The following is a 19,575-nucleotide window of genomic DNA, read 5'->3' on the forward strand; positions in this document are numbered from 1 at the left end:
CGTCTCATGGCGGAGACGAAGCGCGAGATCGAGCGGAAGTACGAAGCCACGAGCAGGACCCGGGTCCCGGACCTCACCCGGGTCCCCGCGGTCGCGGCGATGGTGGCCGAGGGCGTCATGGAGCTCGACGCGGTCTACTACGACACCCCCGACCTGCGGCTCGCCGCCGGCGGTGTCACCCTGCGGCGCCGCACGGGCGGGAGCGACGAGGGCTGGCACCTCAAGTTCCCCGTCGCCTCCGGCATCCGCGACGAGATCAGGGCCCCGCTGGCCGACACCCTCCCGGGTGAGCTGGCGGGGCTCCTGCGCTCCCGGGTCCGGGGCGGCGAGGTCGTCCCCGTCGTACGCCTCCGCTCCGCCCGTGACGTCCGCCACCTCCAGGCCGCCGACGGCACCCTCCTGGCCGAACTCTCCGTCGACACCGTCCACGCGGAACGGCTGCCCGGGGGAGCGGAGGCCACCTGGACGGAGATCGAGGTCGAACTCGCCGACAAAGCCGACGCCGCCGAAGGCGCGGACGAAGCGCTCCTCGACGCGATCGAGAAGCGGCTGCGCAAGGCGGACATCCGCCCCTCGGCGGCGCCCTCCAAACTGTCGAGGGCCCTGGCGGAGACGGCCCCACGATCCGAGGCACCCGCCCCCGGCGAGGCACCCGCCCCCGGCGACGCCCCCGCCCCCGGCACCGCCGGGCACGCCGTCCTCGCCTATGTGCGCGAGCAGGCCGAGGCGATCGTCGCGCTCGACCCGGCCGTCCGGCGGGACCTGCCCGACGCCGTGCACCAGCTGCGGGTCGCGTGCCGCAGGCTGCGCAGCGCCTTCAAGACGTACCGGAAGGTCCTCGACAGGGACGTCACCGACCCGGTCGGCGCGGAGCTGAAGTGGCTGGCCGGCGAGCTCGGCGTCGCCCGGGACCAGGAGGTGCTGACCGAGCGGCTGCGCGGCCGGATCGACGCGCTGCCCCGGCCCCTGCGCCTCGGCCCGGTCCGCGGCCGGCTGCGCACCTGGTCAGCGGCCCGCGCCCGGAGCGGCCGGCGCCGTGCCCTCGCCGCACTGGATTCGGCCCGCTGCCTCGCCCTGCTCGACACCCTCGACGAGCTGCTCGCCGACCCGCCCCTGCGCGCGGCGGCCGACCGTGACGCCCGCGCGGTGCTCGCGCGCGCCGTCCTGAAGGACCACGACCGCCTCACCGTCCGTGTCGACCGGGCTCTCGCCCTCGACTCCGGCCGGGAGCTCGACCTGGCCCTCCACGAGGCCCGCAAGGCCGCCAAACGCGCGAGGTACGCGGCCGACGCCGCCGCCCCCACCCTCGGGAAGCCCGCACGGAAGTTCGCGAAGCGTGTGAAGTCCGTCCAGTCCCTCCTGGGCGAACACCAGGACGGCGTGGTCGCCCGGGAGGCCCTGCGCGAGCTCGCGGACCAGGCCCACGCGGCCGGCGAGTCCGCTTTCACCTGGGGACTTCTCCACGGCCGCGAGGAAGCCACGGCGGCTGGCGTGGAGGGCGAGCTCCCCGCTGCCTGGGCCCGGGCGTCGGCCCCGGGAATCCGCGCGGCGCTGAGTCGCTGAGCACCGGGGTACGCTTGAGAGTCGCCCCCCTGCCAGCTCACGAAGGTTCGAGATGTCTGCTGCCGAGTCTGTCTTCCCGCAGCTCGAAGCTCTGCTCCCGCACGTGCAGAAGCCGATTCAGTACGTCGGTGGAGAGCTGAACTCCACGGTGAAGCCGTGGGAGTCCGCCGACGTCCGCTGGGCGCTGATGTACCCGGACGCGTACGAGGTCGGTCTGCCCAACCAGGGCGTCATGATCCTGTACGAGGTGCTCAACGAGCGCGAGGGCGTCCTCGCCGAGCGCACGTACAGCGTGTGGCCGGACCTCGAAGAGCTCATGCGTGAGCACAAGGTCCCGCAGTTCACGGTCGACTCCCACCGTCCCGTCGGCGCCTTCGACGTCTTCGGCCTGAGCTTCTCCACGGAGCTCGGCTACACGAACATGCTGACCGCCCTCGACCTCGCCGGCATCCCGCTGGAGTCGAAGGACCGGACCGTCGACCACCCGATCGTGCTCGCCGGCGGCCACGCCGCCTTCAACCCCGAGCCGATCGCGGACTTCATCGACGCGGCGATCATCGGCGACGGCGAGCAGGCCGTCCTCGACATGACCGAGATCATCCGCGCCTGGAAGGCTGAGGGCAGGCCGGGCGGCCGCGAGGAGGTCCTCCTCCGTCTCGCGAAGACGGGCTCGGTCTACATCCCGGGCTTCTACGACGTCGAGTACCTGCCGGACGGCCGTATCGGGCGTGTCGTGCCCAACAGGTCCGGCGTGCCGTGGCGTGTCTCCAAGCACACCGTCATGGACCTCGACGAGTGGCCGTACCCCAAGCAGCCCCTCGTCCCGCTCGCGGAGACCGTCCACGAGCGCATGTCCGTCGAGATCTTCCGCGGCTGTACCCGCGGCTGCCGTTTCTGCCAGGCCGGCATGATCACGCGCCCCGTGCGGGAGCGAAGCATCACCGGCATCGGCGAGATGGTCGAGAAGGGTCTCAAGGCGACCGGCTTCGAGGAGGTCGGCCTCCTCTCGCTGTCCTCCGCCGACCACAGCGAGATCGGTGACATCGCGAAGGGCCTCGCCGACCGGTACACGGAGGACAAGGTCGGCCTGTCCCTCCCGTCGACCCGGGTGGACGCCTTCAACGTCGACCTGGCCAACGAGCTCACGAGGAACGGCCGCCGGTCCGGCCTCACCTTCGCCCCCGAGGGCGGCTCCGAGCGCATGCGCAAGGTCATCAACAAGATGGTCTCGGAGGAGGACCTGATCCGGACCGTCTCCACGGCGTACGGCAACGGCTGGCGCCAGGTGAAGCTGTACTTCATGTGCGGCCTGCCGACGGAGACCGACGAGGACGTCCTCCAGATCGGCGACATGGCCGTCAAGGTCATCGCCGAGGGCCGCCAGGTCTCCGGGCAGAACGACATCCGCTGCACCGTCTCCATCGGCGGTTTCGTCCCGAAGCCGCACACCCCGTTCCAGTGGGCGCCGCAGCTGTCGGCCGAGGAGACGGACGCGCGGCTCGCGAAGCTCCGCGACAAGATCCGCGGCGACAAGAAGTACGGCCGCTCGATCGGCTTCCGCTACCACGACGGCAAGCCCGGCATCGTCGAGGGCCTCCTCTCGCGCGGCGACCGCCGCGTCGGCTCGGTCATCCGCGCCGTGTACGAGGACGGCGGCCGCTTCGACGGCTGGCGCGAGCACTTCTCGTACGACCGCTGGATGGCGTGCGCCGAGAAGACGCTGCCCGGCTTCGGCGTGGACGTCGCCTGGTACACGACCCGCGAGCGCACCTACGAGGAGGTCCTGCCCTGGGACCACCTGGACTCCGGTCTCGACAAGGACTGGCTCTGGGAGGACTGGCAGGACGCGCTCGACGAGACCGAGGTCGAGGACTGCCGCTGGACGCCGTGCTTCGACTGCGGTGTCTGCCCCGCGATGCAGACCGAGATCCAGGTCGGCCCGACGGGCAAGAAGCTGCTGCCGCTGTCGGTCGTGAAGTAGCACGCGGCAGGCACAGCGAGAACGGGCGAGGGCCCGGTCGCGGATTCCCGCGGCCGGGCCCTCGCCCGTTCCCCCCACCGGTCTCCCCCGACACGAAGAGGCGCCCGGAGCATCCTGCTCCGGGCGCCTCGCCGTGACGTCGGTCAGGTCCTAGTGGTCGGACCCCGCCGAGGTGAGCTCGTCCTGGTCCGCGGCCCGGGGGCGGGGCGTCGCGAGGCCCTCGGCCGCCCGCGGCGACGGGGCCGGGCGGCGCTCGGCCACCGGGACGACGGGCGGCCGCAGCGACTCCTCGCCGAGGAAGACCTGCCGGGCGACCCGCTCGGCCGCGAAGCCGTCGTCCCAGGTGCAGAACCGCTCCCGGAAGGCCTGGCGCAGCGTGGCCGCCTGCTCGCCCTCCCAGGCGCCGCTGCGGAAGGCCTCGATCAGCTCGTCCTCGCTGGTGGTCAGCACGCCGGGGGACTCGCCGGGCTCGCCGGAGAGCAGGTCGAAGGTGACGCCGCGGCAGGTCCGGTAGGCCTCCCAGTCGTCGGCGTACGTGACGATCGGCCGGTCGAGGTTGGCGTAGTCGAACATGATCGACGAGTAGTCCGTGACCAGCGCGTCCGCCGCCAGGCAGAGGTCCTCGACGGACGGGTGCCGCGACACGTCGACGAGCGCGCCCCGGTCGGCGAGCGAGCTCAACTCCTTGTCGCCGCCGTAGAAGTAGTGTGCGCGGACCAACAGCACGAAGTCCGGGCCGAGTTCGCGGGCGACGCGGGCCAGGTCCAGCCGGGAGACGAAGGCGTCCTTCTGGTGGTCGCGCACGGTGGGGGCGTACAGGATCGCCGTCTTGTCGTGCGCGATGCCGAGTTCGGCGCGGATCCGGCGGACGTCCGCGGCGGTGGCGCGGTAGTAGACGTCGTTGCGGGGGTAGCCGGTGTTCAGGGTGCGGAAGGCGGCCGGGTAGACCCGCTCCCAGTTCTCGGTGGAGTGCTGGTTCGAGGAGACGCTCCAGTCCCAGCGGTCGACGCGCTCAAGCAGCTTCTCGAAGTCCATGCTGCGGGAGACGGCCGGGTAGAACTGCTGGTCCAGGCCCATCCGCTTGAGCGGGGTGCCGTGGTGCGTCTGCAGGTGGATCTGGCCGGGCCGCTTGATCACGGCGTCCGGGAAGTTGACGTTGTTGACCAGGTACTTGGCCCGGGCCAGCGCCTTCCAGTAGCCGAAGGTGGCCGGGGCGATCCGCTTGAGGCCGGGCTGCAGGCTGCCGGCGTACTCCTGGTTCACGACCCACACGGCGCGGATGCCGGGCGCGACCCGCTTGGCCGCCTCGTGCACGGCGAGCGGGTTGCAGCTGGGGGTGCGGCCCCAATAGGCCGAGTACACGGCGAGGTTGTCGTCCAGGGGGAGGCGGCGCTGCACGGCGTAGTAGGCGCGCAGGGCCTTGCGGCCGCCCCAGCGCTTGGACCGGCCGAGGGAGCGGATGCTCGCCTCGCGGGTGCCGTTGACGACCTTGAGGCCTTCGAATCCGGTGTACGAACCGCTTCGCAGCACCTTGAACTTGAGGCCGAGGATGCCGGGCGGCGGCGTGTAGCCGGCCGGTTCGAGGTCGCGGTAGACCTTGGAGGCCTGCTTCAGGTACGCGCGACGGTGGCCCTTCGGTATGCGGAAGTCCCGGGCGAAGGTGAAGAGGAAGTGGGAGATCATCCGCGTGAAGACGGTGCTGCGGTACTCGTCGAGGCCGGGGCGGCCGTCGAGGTACGCGAAGACCCTGCGGTACTGCTCGAAGATCACGAAGTGCTTGCGCGGGGTGCTGCTGCGCATCGAGCTGCCGACCCGGCGCTGGCGGTACTCGACGACCACGTACTCCAGGCCCGCGACGCGCCGGGCCGCGGCCATGGACGTGTAGACCATGAGCGCGTCCTCGTAGAGGCCGTCGGTGAAGGCGTAGCCCTCGCCGGTGAAGAAGTCGCGGCGGTAGAGTCGGTTCCAGACCACGGCGAACATCCGCAGCAGTTCGAGGCGGTCGGCGGGGCGGACGACCTGGCCGCGGATGCCGGCCAGGTACGGGCCGGAGTTGCTGGGCTCGACGGCGCCGTCGAAGTGGGTGCGGACGTGGTCGAAGAGGAGGACCTCGGGGTCCTGGGCCTCGGCGAGCCGGTCCGCCATGGCCTGCAGGGAGCCGGGGCGGATCGAGTCGTCGCCGTCGATGAAGAGCAGGTAGTCGCCGCGGGCGTGTTCGACGCCGGTGTTGCGCGCGGCGCCTATGCCGCCGTTCTCGGCGCGGTGGACGGCGCGCACGCGGGGGTCGCGTGCGGCGATCTCGTCGATGATGGCGCCGCTGCCGTCGAGGGAGCAGTCGTCGACCGCGATGACCTCGAAATCTCGGTAACTCTGCGTAGTCACCGACTCGAGGCACTCGCGGATGTAGCCCTCGACCCCGTACACCGGGATGATCACGCTGAATCGGGGATTGGCTGCAGCCGGCATGGCTTGTGTCTCCTCAGTCGAACCGCTCAAACGCAGTATGACAGGAGGCTTTCCGCACCCCGGAGGCCGCGGGCGCCCGCGTACGCGGTTAACGCACCCTTCCCCAGGGGTGAGGAGGGGGTCAACGAGGAGCGAACGGCCGAATTGCGCATCGTCTACCCTGGAGTGCTGCGGCGGTCGGGGGCCGCCGCACAGTCATGCAGGCAGATGGACCGGTGAAGAATGTCCCGAGTGGCCCTGGTGGTCCACGTACGTCACGCGCGCTCCCGCATGCAGGGACGCGCGGAAACGGTCCTGCGCTCTTCTGTGTCTCTGGTCACGAATCCCCCCGTCACGGGGCGGGGCCAGGTCCGCTTCTCTCCAGGGCGGGCCGGAGACCGGCAGCTAAGCTGCGGACCGGGTACCGGGACAAGTACTGCAGTTCGACGGCGGGCGTGCGGCCCAGCACGTCGCCCGGCGGCTCTTTCTCGGAGGGTGGAGACGCCTCCCGACGATCCGCCGGAAAACCCCTAGCACGCCCCGTCACCCCTCAGGCGCTCGAGCTCGTCGAGCGGGTCTGAACCAGAAAGGAACGCAGAACTTCATGGCACCCCGGCTCAGCGTCATCGTCCCGATCTACAACGTGGCGGAGTACCTCCCAGCCTGCCTCAACTCCTTGGCCGTGCAGACCTTCCAGGACCTGGAAGTTCTCATGATCGACGACGGCTCCACCGACGACTCCAACGCCATCGCGGCGGAGTTCGCGGAGCAGGACGCCCGGTTCAGGCTGATACGCAAGGAGAACGCCGGCCTGGGTGCGGCCCGCAACACGGGACTCGACAGCCTGGCGCCGGAGAGCGAGTTCGTCACCTACGTCGACAGCGACGACATGATCCCGCCGGACGCCTTCCGGCTCATGATCAGCAGCCTGGACGAGACCGGCTCCTCCTTCGCCACGGGCAACGTGGAGCACATCAACTCCACCAGGATCTGGCAGTCCCCGATGCACCGGTTCCTGTCCCGGGGCGCGGTGAAGAAGACGCACGTCCGGAAGAACAAGAACCTCCTGACGGACCGCCTCGCCTGCAACAAGGTCTTCCGCCGTGACTTCTGGGAGCAGCACGGACTGCGCTTCCCCGAGGGCGTGCTGTACGAGGACACCCCGGTCATCGTGCCGGCCCAGTTCCTCGCCGAGTCCGTCGACATCATCAGCGAGCCCTGCTACTACTGGCGCCTGCGCGAGGGCGAGGCCAACCCCTCGATCACCCAGCGCCGCAACGAGCCCAAGGCCGCCCGTGACCGGGCCACCGGCTGCGAGCACGTCAGCCGCTTCCTCGCCGAGCAGAACAACCCCGACGCCGAAGCGCTGAAGCTCGCGTACGACAAGACCGTCCTCACCGGCGACCTGCGCATCTTCCTCAACGTGATGCCCGACGGTGACGAGGAGTACCGCGCCGAGTTCCTGCGCGTGGCGAACAAGTTCCTCGACCAGATCGACTTCAAGCTGATCAACACGCTGCCCACGGCGCTCCGCGTCAAGTGGCTGCTGGTCCGCAAGCACGCCGCGAACGAGCTGGTCGACTTCATCGAGGCCGAGCGCCTCGGCGAGCCCGTCGGACTCGACGGCGTCGTCCGCAAGTACGCCAAGTACTCCGCGCTGGAAGACCGCGGCGACCTCGTGCCCAAGAAGCTCCTGCGCGTCGACAAGGACCTCCAGCTCCGCTCCCCGCTGGACGAGCTGACCTGGGAGGACGGCAAGCTGAAGCTGTCCGGCCACGCCTGGATCGACCGCGTCGACCAGACGGGCAAGCGCAGCGTCGTCAAGCTGCTCCAGCTGAAGAAGGACGGCACCCAGCGCCGCGTCCTCGTCCCGCTGGGCAACATCTTCGCCCCCGAGGCCACCACCGCCTCCGGCCACAAGGGCCGCGGCCACAGCTTCGACTGGGCCGGCTGGGAGACCGTCATCGACCCCGCCCGGTTCCGCAAGGGCGGCAAGTGGCAGGAGGGCCTCTGGCACGTGGGCATGCGTGTCATGTCCGGCGGCCTCGTGCGCTCCCGCTCCGTGCACTCGTACGGCACGGACCGCCTGACCTACCCGCCGTACCAGTGGCTCGACGACGACTACCGGATGGTCCCGGAGATCCGGCGCGCCGCGCTCAAGCTGCGCATCGAGAAGGTGCCGGTCGTCGTCACCGACTTCAAGGCCTCCGGCGACGAGATCGTCGTCGAGGCCGTCTTCCGCGAGACCTTCGCGATGGGCACCGAGATCATCCTCCGGGTCGCCAACCAGAACAGCGGCGAGGTGCTCACCTACCCGGCCGAGGTCCTCGGCGTCAGCGGCGGGCACACCCGGCTGCGGATCAGCGTCCCGCTGCGCGACATAGCCCTGCTCCCCGAGCACCAGGACAGCGCCGACGCCGCGGCCGGCGGCGGTTCCGACGCCGCGAAGACGATGCGCCGCAACTGGAGCAGCCAGATCCGGGTCACGGAGCCGGGCCAGAAGCAGCGCTCCGTCAAGGTCGTCGTCAAGGACGGCCTGGCCGACCTCCAGGTCCGCCTGCCCGCCGAGTTCGGCGAGGAGGCCATGCAGAACGAGGTGGCCGTCCTCTCCGGAGCCAACGGCTACCTGAAGTTCTCCGGCCGCCCGCTGCGCGCCCGGATCACCGGCATCGCCTTCGCCGACGGAACGTTCCTCATCCGCGGCGCCGCCCCCGTCGAGCTGTCCGACCACCACCTGGTCATCAGCGCCAAGGGCCGCTTCGACGAGCGGAAGGTCCCGCTCAACGTCCTGCCCGACGGCTCCTTCGAGGCCTCCTTCCGCCCCGCCACCATGACGGGCACCAACAACAGGCTGCCGCTCAAGGCCGGCCGCTGGGTGCTCCGCCTGGAGTCCTCCGACGAGGAGCAGTCCCTGCCGCTCGTCGTGGACCGCCTCGCCGTGTCCCAGTTCCCGCTGGAGGGCTCGCACAGCGGCCGCGACTACCGCATGGAGGTCCACTGGCAGGACCACCCGCAGCTCAACTGCCTGCCCGACCTCAACGACATGGAGCGCGGCGCCAACCGCCAGTACCAGCTGCGCACCGAGGTCTACGAGCGCGGCCGTGAGCTGCCGCTGCGCGACGAGGTCCTGTACATCAGCTACAACGGCAAGCAGTTCTCGGACAGCCCGCGCGCCGTCCACGAGGAGCTGCTGCGCCGCGGTGCCGACGTGAAGCACCGCTGGCTGGTCCGTGACGGCCAGGTCGAGCTCCCGGACACGCTCGAAGCGGTCCGCTTCCAGGGCGCCGACTGGTACGACGCCCTGGCTCGCTCGCGCTACATCATCACCAACGCCCACCTCCCGCACTGGATCAAGCGGCGGCCGGGACAGGTGATCGTGCAGGCCTGGCACGGCACGATGCTCAAGAAGATCGGCCTCGACATCGAGGCGCCGAAGTTCGACCCGAACTACCACGAGCGCCTGGTCCAGGAAGCGGCGAACTGGAACATCCTCGTCTCGTCGAACCGTTTCAGCACGCCCATCCTCAAGCGGGCGATGGGCTACAACGGCCTGATCGCCGAGACGGGCTACCCGCGCAACGACTACCTGTACGCCGAGGACCGCGACGAGCGGGCCAAGGAGGTCAAGGCGCGCCTCGGACTGCCCGAGGGCAAGAAGGTCGTGCTGTACGCGCCGACCTGGCGCGACGACCTCTCCCACGCCCGTGGCCAGTTCAAGTTCGACCTCCGGGTCGACCTGGAGGACGCCCGCCGCCGTCTCGGGGACGACCACGTCTTCCTCGTCCGGCGCCACTCGAACATCGTGGACAGCATCCCGGGCGCCGGGAACGGCTTCGTCTTCGACGTCTCCGAGTACCCGGACATCGCGGACCTCTACCTGGCCGCCGACATCATGATCACGGACTACTCGTCGGTCATGTTCGACTACGCGCACCTGCGCCGGCCGATGCTCTTCTTCACGTACGACCTCGAGCACTACCGTGACCGGCTGCGCGGGTTCTACTTCGACTTCGAGCAGGACGCCCCGGGCCCGCTGGTGGAGACCTCGGACGACCTGATCCAGGCCATCCGGGAGATCGACGAGGTGGCGGTCGCGTACCAGGAGAAGTACGACGAGTTCCACCACCAGTTCTGCGACCTCGACGACGGCTACGCGGCCGGCCGGGTCGCCGACCTGATGTTCAAGATCGCCAAGGAGGGCGCGCCGCTGTAGGCGGTGCCCCCGGGCGTACGACAAGAGCCCCGGTCCGCAGGTCTCCCTGCGGGCCGGGGCTCCGTCGTGCGGGCCGGGCCGGGCTCGGTCGTGCGGACCGGGCCCGGCTACCGGGTCACTTCTTGTCGATGATCTTCAGCGAGAGCTGGCCGTTGCTGGAGAAGTACGGGCGCAGCTCGTTCCGGACGCCGGTGACGGCGGTGGGAACGGCGGCCAGCCGGTTGCGCCAGCCGCTCTTCGGCTTGGTGTCCACCGCGGCCGGAGCCGGGGCGCCGGACTGCTTCACCACCGGGTACGGGAAGGTGAAGACGTCCATCGGGACGAGCACGTCGGTGGCCAGCTTGCAGACGCGGATCCGGGCGGACTCCTGGTCCGGCAGCAGCCAGAGGTCCCAGACGTCCTCGGCGCCGGCCTCGTGGAGGCGGGCCGCGGCGGCGTTGTCCAGGGAGGCCGTGAAGCGTCCGTCGGCGCCGGGCTTCACCGGGAAGGTGAAGTTCCTGTCGGCCTCCTTGCGGTGGACGGCCTCGATGACGCTGTCCTTGCCGGGCTCGACGCCCCAGGCCGCCGCGTCGATGACGATCGCGGTGGCGCCGGCGTGCAGGGCGGCGACCTCGACGTGCTGGGCGCGCACCCGGCTCTGCACCCGCAGGGTGCCGTCCGTGTGGGCGTGCGGCAGCAGCAGGGACAGGGCGGGGCCCTCGGTGCGGGGCAGCTTCAGCGACAGGATCTGCAGGGTGTCGCAGCCGGCCGACCGCAGCGGCAGGTCGAAGCCGGCGGCGCGGATCTCCAGCTGCCAGTCGCCCTCGACGAGCTTGCCGAGCGCGGGGACCAGTGCCTCGTCGCCGACGAAGGGGACGACGACCTCGTCGGCCTTCTTGCGGATGTCCTTGCAGACCAGCTGGGCGTCGCTGTCGGCGGGCAGGCCGGCGATCCGCACCCGGACGTCGCCCTGCGGGGTGACCACGGCGGCGGCCGAGCGGGGGATGGCCCGGCGGGCCCGCATGGTCTCGACGAGCTGCTCGAAGCGGGCGGCGGTCTCGGCCTCCTGGAAGCGGACCACGTTGGCCACCGCGGCGGCGGCCATCTTCCGGCGCAGGTCCTCGTCGGAGATCAGCTTCTCGATGTGCTCGGCGAGCGCCTGCTTGTCGCCGAGCGGCACGACGTAGCCGTCCTCGCCCTGCTTGATGATGTTGCGCGGGCCGTGCGGCGCGTCGTAGCAGATCGCCGGCAGTCCGGCCGCCATCGCCTCGACGGTGACGTTGCCGAAGGCCTCCAGGTGGGAGGGGAGGACGAACACGGACGCCTTGGCGAACTCCGGGGTGACCGGGGTGGCGGGGCCCATCAGGAAGATCTGGTTGTTGCTGTCCGTCTCGTCGATCTTCTTGCGCAGGTTGGCACGCTCGGGGCCGGAGCCGTAGATCCGCAGGCTCCAGTCCGGGTGGCGCGGTGCCACGGTGGAGAACGCCTCGATGAGGTCGCCGAAGCCCTTGTGGGTCTTCAGCAGGCCCGCGGTGACGACGATCTTGTTGTCCCCGGTGGACATCTGGCCCTCGTGGGCCGGGATGCAGTTGGGCATCGGGGAGAGCAGGTGGCTCACGGCGGGGACGACCCCGGCGATGGTCTTGCACTCGTCCGGCGTCGGCGCGGTGATCGCGTCCATCTTCGGGTACGCGTCCCGGAAGAGGGCGTCCCGGATGTGCGGGCCGTACCGCGCGGGCCGCGAGTGCTCCATCGCGACCTTGAGGAAGTCGCGGTCCGAGTAGGCCAGCATGATGGTGATCTTGGGGTTGTTGCTGACCACGACGTCGGCGTCGGTCGTGGCCAGGTACTCCATCAGCCGCTTCTCGGCCAGCCGGCTGATCCAGGGCTTCTTGTCCGTGGGCTCGTTCGGATAGATGTGCGGGAAGACCTCGATCGACGGGTCGTCGCCGTCGTACGTGTGGGAGTGCTTCCGCATGTCGCTGAGGGCCAGCGTCTTCACCCGGGGGTCGAGCGGGAAGTACGCCTGGTCGCGGTTGCGGCGGAGGGAGACGAGCTCGACCTCGTGGTCATCCGCGAGCGCCTTCGCCAGGTTGTGGATGGCGCTGACCACGCCGCCGATGTGACAGCGGTCAACCAGCAGGAAGGATATTTTCATACCGAGCCTCAACGTGTCCTGGGTTAGGTGGGGGGATGCGCAACGTGTGTGGGGAGCGGGCGTCGGCACCTAGGCTACGGGGCCTCTCAAGGAGGCGGTGCCGAACAGTCCGGATCCGGCGGCCGAGGTGAACCGTGAGCGGGACTTTTGCGTCTCCCGGGACATGTACCTGGAGAAAGCGGCCCCCGGCCCGGCGCCCGAAGGCTGCCTGACCGCGGCGATCAGGATCCCCGTACGGATCGTGGTGCTGGTCGTCGTCGTCCCCGTACGCCTCGTCTGGGACGCGCTCGCCCTGTCCGGCGCCTTCCTGGGCCGCGTGCTGCTGCACCCGCTCGGCCGGGCCTACGGCTGGTTCCACGAGAACGTGCTCGCGCCCGTCGGCCGCGCCGTCGCCCGGACGGCCGAAGCCCTCGCCGCGGTGACGTGGTGGCTGCTCAGAGCCGTCTTCTACTGGCCCTGGCTCGGCCTGTGGCGCCACGTCCTCGTACCGCTCGCCGTCCATCTGATCGCCGCCCCCGCGGCCTGGCTGTACCGCGCCGTCCTCGCACCGCTCGGGCGCGGCCTCGCCCATGCGTCGGCCTGGGTGTACGCCCGGCTGCTCGCACCGCTCGGCCGCGGCGTCGGCCTCGCGCTGTGGGCGGTGCTGGTCTGGCTGTGGACCGCCCTGTGGCGGTACGTGGCCGTGCCGCTGGCCTCGGCGGCGTACCGGTACGTCCTCACACCGCTCGGCCACGGTCTCGTCCTGCTCGGAAGGGGCGTCGCCTGGCTCCTGAAGGGCCTCGCGACCGGCCTGATGTGGCTCGGGAAGGTCCTCGTCGTCGTCCCCGCCGCCTTCCTGTACCGCTGGGTGCTCACCCCCGTCGGACGGGTCCTCGCGGTGATCGGCCGCGAGATCGCCGCCGCCCTCGCCATCGGCTGGCGCATGGCCGGGTACATCTCCCTGGCGGTCGGCCGCGCCCTGAAGTGGCTCGCGTGGAACCTGCTCGGCCGCCCCGTGAGCTGGTTCTACCGGAGCGTGTGCACCCCGGTCGGCCACTTCGTCCGCGACGCCGTGTGGCGGCCCGCGAAGGAGGCCGCCGTGGAGACCGGCCGGGCGGTCCGCGGAGCCCTCGCCTCGGCACGGGAGACCGTGCGCCGGGCGCGCCGCGACGCGTGGCACGCCCTGGTCGGCGGGGAGCGGCGGCCCGAGCCTGTGAACGCTCCACAGGGTCAGGCGCGTAACCTGGGAGATGCTGCACCACGACAGACCGTTCCCGGCATGGTGGCCGAGGCCGAGATCTCCCTGCACAAGCGGGGGTGAGCCGGCCGGGCCCCGAGGGAACCCCCGTACACCTGTGGGCGGCGCGCCCCCCGCGCCCGCCCCGCACCGAGGAGAAGAACCACTGGGCAAGCGACAGCCCGAAGGCCCGCCGCCCGCACCGGCGGTGCAGCGCATCCGACTGCGCTACACCAAGCGCGGCCGCCTCCGGTTCACCAGCCACCGTGACTTCCAGCGCGCCTTCGAGCGTGCGCTGCGCCGTGCCGAGGTGCCCATGGCGTACTCGGCCGGCTTCACCCCGCACCCCAAGGTGTCGTACGCCAACGCCGCCCCGACGGGTGTGGGCTCCGAGGCCGAGTACCTGGAGATCGCGCTCACCCAGACGCGCGACCCGGAGATGCTGCGGGCCCTGCTCGACGAGTCCCTCCCCGCGGGCCTCGACATCACCGACGCCGTCGAGGCCCGGACCTCGGGTCTCGCCGACCGCCTCACCGCCTCCGTGTGGGAGCTGCGGCTCGAAGGCGTCACCGTCGAGGACGCGAAGAAGGCCGCCGACGCGTTTCTCGCGGCCGAGACCGTGGAAGTACAGCGCAAGACCAAGAACGGCATCCGCACCTTCGACGCCCGCTCCGCGGTCACCGAGCTGACGGTTTCCTCTCCCCAGGGCGATCCCCAGGGTGATAGGCCGCTGGACAGCGCCTGTGCGATACTGCGGCTGGTTGTTCGGCACGTGACACCTGCCGTACGACCCGACGACGTCCTGTCCGGTCTCCGAGCTGTGGCCGACCTGGCGCCGCCGGTCCCCGCTGCGGTGACCAGGCTGGCGCAGGGGCTCTTCGACGAGGAGTCCGGCACGGTGACCGACCCGCTCGCGCCCGACCGCGAGGCAGTCACGGCCGCTTCAACCACGGCCGCCGGGACCGCCTCAGCGACGGCGCCGGGTGCAGGTACCGCGTAGGGAGCGGTCGTTGTAGCGCCGCCCTGGTACTCGGGAGCCACCTGGGTCGGGCAGCGCACAGACCAGGAGACTTTCGCCAGGCCGTACGCACAGGGCGTACGGAACCGGCGAGCCAGACATCAGCTCCCGTGCGGCGCCCGCGCCCCGGACGGCGGCACCGCGCCACAGGCGTGATCGTGCCGCCGGACCGGAACCAGACGCGGCGCCCGGGAGCGTGACGGGAGAACCGCCCGCATGCTCGAGTCCAACGAAGACACCAACGCCCCCGGTGACAAGCTGCCGCCGCGCCGCCGGCGCCGCGCCGCTTCCCGCCCCGCCGGTCCGCCGGTGACGGAGGGCACCCAGGCCACCGAGAACACGGCGCCCGCCGAGACCCCGGCCGTCGAGGCCGCACCGGTCGAGGCCGAGGCCGCCCCCGCGCCGCGCACCCGCCGCCGCGCCACCCGCAAGGCCACCGCACCGGCCGTCGAGACCGTCGAGGTCGGCGCCCCCCTCGCAGAGGTCCCCGCCGCTGCCGAGCCGGTCGCCGAGACCGCCGCCGCTCCGGCCGCCGACGAGACCGCCGAGGCCGCTCCGGCCCGCCCGGCCCGCCGTCGTGCCACCCGTAAGGCCACGTCGCCGGTGACGTCCACGGCCGCCGTGGAGGAGCCCGCGGTTGAGTCCGCGCCGGTCGCCGCCGCCCCGGTCGAGGAGGCCCCCGAGGCCGCTCCGGCCCGCCCGGCCCGCCGTCGTGCCACCCGTAAGGCCACGTCGCCGGTGACGTCCACGGCCGCCGTGGAGGAGCCCGCGGCCGAGGCCGCGCCGGTCGCCGCCGCCCCGGTCGAGGAAACCCCCGAGGCCGCGCCCGCCCCCCGTACCCGCCGCCGCGCCACCCGCAGGGCCACCTCGCCCGAGGCCGCCCCCGAGGCGCCCGCCGAGACCGCCGCCGCGGAGACCGCCACCGGCGAGTCCCTGCCGCAGGCCGTCGTCGCGCAGATCGCCGCCGACGAGACCGAGGTCGCCGCCGCCGAGACCGCCGCCACCCGCGGCCGCGGCCGTCGCCGCGCCACCTCGCCGCAGTTCACCTCCGAGCCCGTCGCGAAGCCGGAGACGTCCCGCGCCCGCCGCGCCGAGCGTCCCGCCGTCGCCGTCTTCCAGGCCCCGGTCTTCGCCGAGCCGATGTTCCAGACCCCGGAGACGGCCGCGATGGCAGCCGCCGGGATCGTGGAGCCGGAGGAGCTGGAGGAGGACGAGACCGACGAGACCGTCGAGACCGTCGAGGCCGAGGTCGTCGAGACGGCCGGGCCCATCGAGATCCCCGAGGCCACGGAGCGGGCCGAGTCCGGCTCCCGCCGCCGTCGCCGCCGCCGTGGCGAGCCCGTCGCCGTCGAGCCCGTCCCGGCCACCGTCGCCGACGAGCCCGAGGTCGAGGCCGCCGCCGACGAGCTCGACGAGGCCGACGAGACCGAGGAAGCCGACGAGTACGGGGACCGACCGTCCCGCCGTCGCCGCCGTGGCGGCCGTCGCCGTCGCCGCGGTGAGCTCACCGAGGTCGAGGACTCGGAGGAGTCCGACGAGGTCCGCGCCGAGGACGAGGGCGAGACCGAGGAGGGCGAAGAGGAGCAGGACGAGACCGAGGCGTACGCCGGCGGCTCCAGCAGCTCCCGCCGTCGCCGTCGCCGTCGCCGCCGCAGCGGGGACGCCGCCGCCGACGTCGAGGGCACCGACGAGGAAGGCGTCCGCACGGTCGTCAAGGTCCGCGAGCCCCGCCCGGCCCGCGAGAAGGCCGAGGCCGGCACGAGCGCCGACGAGGTCCAGTCCATCAAGGGCTCGACCCGCCTGGAGGCCAAGAAGCAGCGGCGCCGCGAGGGCCGCGAGCAGGGCCGCCGCCGCGTCCCGATCATCACCGAGGCCGAGTTCCTGGCCCGCCGCGAGGCCGTCGAGCGCGTCATGGTCGTCCGCCAGAGCGGCGAGCGCACCCAGATCGGCGTCCTGGAAGACAACGTGCTCGTCGAGCACTACGTCAACAAGGAGCAGGCCACCTCGTACGTCGGCAACGTCTACCTGGGCAAGGTCCAGAACGTCCTGCCGTCGATGGAGGCCGCGTTCGTCGACATCGGCAAGGGCCGCAACGCCGTCCTGTACGCCGGTGAGGTCAACTTCGAGGCGCTCGGCATGGCCAACGGGCCGCGCCGCATCGAGACCGCCCTCAAGTCCGGCCAGTCGGTCCTCGTGCAGGTCACGAAGGACCCGATCGGCCACAAGGGCGCCCGCCTGACCAGCCAGGTCTCCCTGCCCGGCCGCTACCTCGTGTACGTGCCCGAGGGCTCGATGACCGGCATCAGCCGCAAGCTCCCGGACACCGAGCGCGCCCGACTGAAGACCATCCTCAAGAAGATCGTCCCCGAGGACGCGGGCGTCATCGTGCGCACCGCCGCCGAGGGCGCGAGCGAGGACGAGCTGCGCCGCGACGTCGAGCGTCTGCAGGCGCAGTGGGAGGACATCCAGAAGAAGGCGAAGCAGATCTCGACGAGCGCGCCGAGCCTGCTGTACGGCGAGCCGGACATGACCGTCCGGGTCGTCCGCGACATCTTCAACGAGGACTTCTCCAAGGTCATCGTCAGCGGTGACGAGGCGTGGGAGACCATCCACGGCTACGTCTCGCACGTCGCCCCGGACCTGGCCGACCGCCTGTCCAAGTGGACGAGCGAGGTCGACGTCTTCGCGACGTACCGGATCGACGAGCAGCTCATGAAGGCGCTCGACCGCAAGGTCTGGCTGCCGTCCGGCGGCTCGCTGGTGATCGACAAGACCGAGGCGATGATCGTCGTCGACGTCAACACCGGCAAGTTCACCGGCCAGGGCGGCAACCTCGAAGAGACCGTGACGAGGAACAACCTCGAAGCGGCCGAGGAGATCGTGCGCCAGCTCCGGCTGCGCGACCTCGGCGGCATCGTCGTCATCGACTTCATCGACATGGTCCTGGAGTCCAACCGCGACCTGGTGCTGCGCCGCCTCCTGGAGTGCCTGGGCCGTGACCGGACCAAGCACCAGGTGGCCGAGGTCACCTCGCTCGGCCTGGTCCAGATGACCCGTAAGCGGGTCGGCCAGGGCCTCCTCGAGTCCTTCTCCGAGACCTGCGTCCACTGCAACGGCCGCGGTGTCATCGTCCACATGGAGCAGCCGGCGGTCACCGGCGGCGGTGGCAAGCGGGCGAAGAAGCGCGGCCGCGGCGGCGCCGAGCACGTCCATGAGCACGAGCACGAGCACGAGACCGCCGAGTCCGGTGCCGAGGTGGAGACCGAGGCCGAGGTCGCGGCGGAGCTGGCCGAGCCGGTCGCCCTGCCCGAGCCGATCGCCCCGGACGAGGAGCTGTACGGCAGCATCGCCGAGGCCGAGGCCGCCGCCACGCGCGGTCGTGGCCGCCGCCGCGCCACCCGCCGGGTGTCCGCGCCGGCCGCCCCGGTCACCCCGGCCCGTGTCGTGGAGACCGAGACCTACGTGGTGGAGCCGGAGCCCGTCGCCGAGGCCGTCACGGTCGTCGAGCCGGTGGCCGAACCGGTCGTCGAGCCGGTCGTCGAGGCCGTGGTCGAGGAGACCCCGGCCCCGCGCGCCCGTCGCCGCGCCACGCGCCGGGTGACGTCCCCGGTCGTGTCGACCACGGAGGCCGCCGAGCCCGCCGTCGTCGAGCCGGTGGCCGCGCCCGTCGCCGAGGAGGCCCCCGTGGCCGCCCCGGAGCCGGAGCCCGTCGTGGAGACCGCGCCCGAGCCTGCCGTCGAGGAGGCCCCCGTGGCCGCCCCGCCGCGTGCCCGTCGCCGGGTGGTCCGTAAGGCCACCGCTCCCGCCGGTTCCCCCGCGGGTGCCGAGGAGGCCGCCGTCCTGGTGGTCGCCACGGCCCCGGCTGAGACCGAGGCCGCCACCGCGGAGCCCGAGGCGGAGGCCGAGACCGAGGCCGCGCCGGCCAAGAAGACGGCCGCGCGCAAGACCGCGAAGAAGGCCACGGCCAAGAAGGCCGCCACCAAGAAGACGGCGGCGACCAAGAAGACGGCCGCGAAGAAGACCACCGCCAAGAAGGCCCCGGCCAAGAAGGCGGCGGAGAAGACCCCGGCTCCGGCCCAGGACTGATCCACCGGGTGCGGGCCGTCCCCAAGGGGGCGGCCCGCACCCGTTAGGGGTGCCTCGCCGATCAGGCCGGGCTCGGGCTCGCGGCGGCGAGGCACCCCTAGGGCGAATTTGACCCCTTGTGGCAGCCGCCCGTAACCTAGACCGTCGGCGTGTCTGACTGGACGCGTCGCGCCTCTGAGCACCTCCCTCCCGCTCGTCGGGAGAGGCCGCTCGTCCGATTCCGGAACGCCGCGGGCCCTCGGGCCCGTGTGAGCGGCTGGCTTCAGAGGTTTCATCCCGAGTGAGAGAGAGATCCGCGTGTACGCCATCGTGCGCAGCGGTGGTCGCCAGCACAAGGTTGCTGTCGGCGACATCGTTGAGGTTGACAAGATTTCCACTGCCAAGGTTGGCGACACGGTCGAGCTCTCGACCCTGCTCGTTGTCGACGGCGACGCCGTGACCAGCGACCCGTGGGTCCTGGCCGGTATCAAGGTCACGGCCGAGGTCGTGGACCACCACAAGGGCGCCAAGATCGACATCCTGCGCTACAAGAACAAGACCGGCTACCGCCGTCGCCAGGGTCACCGTCAGCAGTACACGGCGATCAAGGTCACCGGTATCCCCGCGGCTGCGAAGTAAGAGGGACTGAGACATGGCACACAAGAAGGGCGCATCGTCCACCCGGAACGGGCGCGATTCCAACGCTCAGCGGCTCGGCGTGAAGCGCTTCGGCGGTCAGGTCGTTTCCGCTGGTGAGATCCTCGTCCGCCAGCGCGGCACCCACTTCCACCCCGGCGCGGGCGTCGGCCGTGGCGGCGACGACACGCTGTTCGCCCTGCTGCCCGGCTCGGTGCAGTTCGGCACCCACCGTGGCCGCAAGGTCGTGAACATCGTTCCGGTCGCCTGATCGGATCTTTGCGGAGGCGGACCTCACTTC

General features: G+C 71.5%; 10 protein-coding genes. 8 read left to right on the forward strand and 2 right to left on the reverse strand.

Going from position 1 to position 19,575, the window contains the following annotated elements; translation table 11 throughout:
* The first annotated feature begins 6 nt into the window (after positions 1-6).
* Positions 7-1,563, forward strand: a complete 1,557-nt coding sequence (locus DEJ46_RS26480; RefSeq protein WP_150270265.1) for a CYTH and CHAD domain-containing protein — start codon at positions 7-9, stop codon at positions 1,561-1,563.
* Between the two features lie 52 nt (positions 1,564-1,615).
* A complete protein-coding gene (locus DEJ46_RS26485; protein WP_150270267.1) occupies positions 1,616-3,544 on the forward strand; it encodes a TIGR03960 family B12-binding radical SAM protein in 1,929 nt (642 codons plus the stop codon).
* 150 nt (positions 3,545-3,694) lie between these two features.
* Here DEJ46_RS26485 and DEJ46_RS26490 read toward each other — a convergent pair whose 3' ends face one another.
* Positions 3,695-6,010: a bifunctional glycosyltransferase family 2 protein/CDP-glycerol:glycerophosphate glycerophosphotransferase gene (locus DEJ46_RS26490; RefSeq protein WP_150270269.1), complete on the reverse strand. Its 2,316-nt coding sequence runs from the start codon at positions 6,008-6,010 to the stop codon at positions 3,695-3,697.
* A gap of 583 nt (positions 6,011-6,593) precedes the next feature.
* On the opposite strand from DEJ46_RS26490, the gene DEJ46_RS26495 reads away from it, so the two are divergent.
* Positions 6,594-10,202 carry a bifunctional glycosyltransferase/CDP-glycerol:glycerophosphate glycerophosphotransferase gene (locus DEJ46_RS26495; protein WP_150270270.1) on the forward strand — a complete coding sequence of 1,203 codons (3,609 nt, stop codon included), beginning with the start codon at positions 6,594-6,596 and terminating at the stop codon, positions 10,200-10,202.
* A gap of 115 nt (positions 10,203-10,317) precedes the next feature.
* Here DEJ46_RS26495 and DEJ46_RS26500 read toward each other — a convergent pair whose 3' ends face one another.
* A complete protein-coding gene (locus DEJ46_RS26500) occupies positions 10,318-12,294 on the reverse strand; it encodes a glycosyltransferase (RefSeq protein ID WP_190622893.1) in 1,977 nt (658 codons plus the stop codon).
* Between the two features lie 142 nt (positions 12,295-12,436).
* Between DEJ46_RS26500 and DEJ46_RS26505 the strand changes: the two genes are divergently transcribed.
* The 5 genes from DEJ46_RS26505 to rpmA all read left to right on the forward strand — a co-directional run bounded on the left by DEJ46_RS26505 (position 12,437) and on the right by rpmA (position 19,545).
* Complete coding sequence (locus DEJ46_RS26505; RefSeq protein WP_150270274.1) at positions 12,437-13,639, forward strand: hypothetical protein; 1,203 nt, start codon at positions 12,437-12,439, stop codon at positions 13,637-13,639.
* Positions 13,640-13,763: 124 nt separating this feature from the next.
* Complete coding sequence (locus DEJ46_RS26510; RefSeq protein ID WP_150270276.1) at positions 13,764-14,555, forward strand: TIGR03936 family radical SAM-associated protein; 792 nt, start codon at positions 13,764-13,766, stop codon at positions 14,553-14,555.
* 234 nt (positions 14,556-14,789) lie between these two features.
* Positions 14,790-18,659: a ribonuclease E/G gene (locus DEJ46_RS26515; protein ID WP_150270277.1), complete on the forward strand. Its 3,870-nt coding sequence runs from the start codon at positions 14,790-14,792 to the stop codon at positions 18,657-18,659.
* Between the two features lie 297 nt (positions 18,660-18,956).
* On the forward strand, positions 18,957-19,277 hold the full coding sequence (gene rplU, locus DEJ46_RS26520) for a 50S ribosomal protein L21 (RefSeq protein WP_015033583.1): 321 nt from the start codon (positions 18,957-18,959) through the stop codon (positions 19,275-19,277).
* Between the two features lie 13 nt (positions 19,278-19,290).
* Positions 19,291-19,545 carry a 50S ribosomal protein L27 gene (rpmA, locus tag DEJ46_RS26525; protein WP_024756701.1) on the forward strand — a complete coding sequence of 85 codons (255 nt, stop codon included), beginning with the start codon at positions 19,291-19,293 and terminating at the stop codon, positions 19,543-19,545.
* Positions 19,546-19,575 lie beyond the last annotated feature (30 nt).

Source organism: Streptomyces venezuelae, assembly GCF_008642375.1.
In the GTDB taxonomy this organism is placed as follows: Bacteria; Actinomycetota; Actinomycetes; order Streptomycetales; family Streptomycetaceae; genus Streptomyces; species Streptomyces venezuelae_G.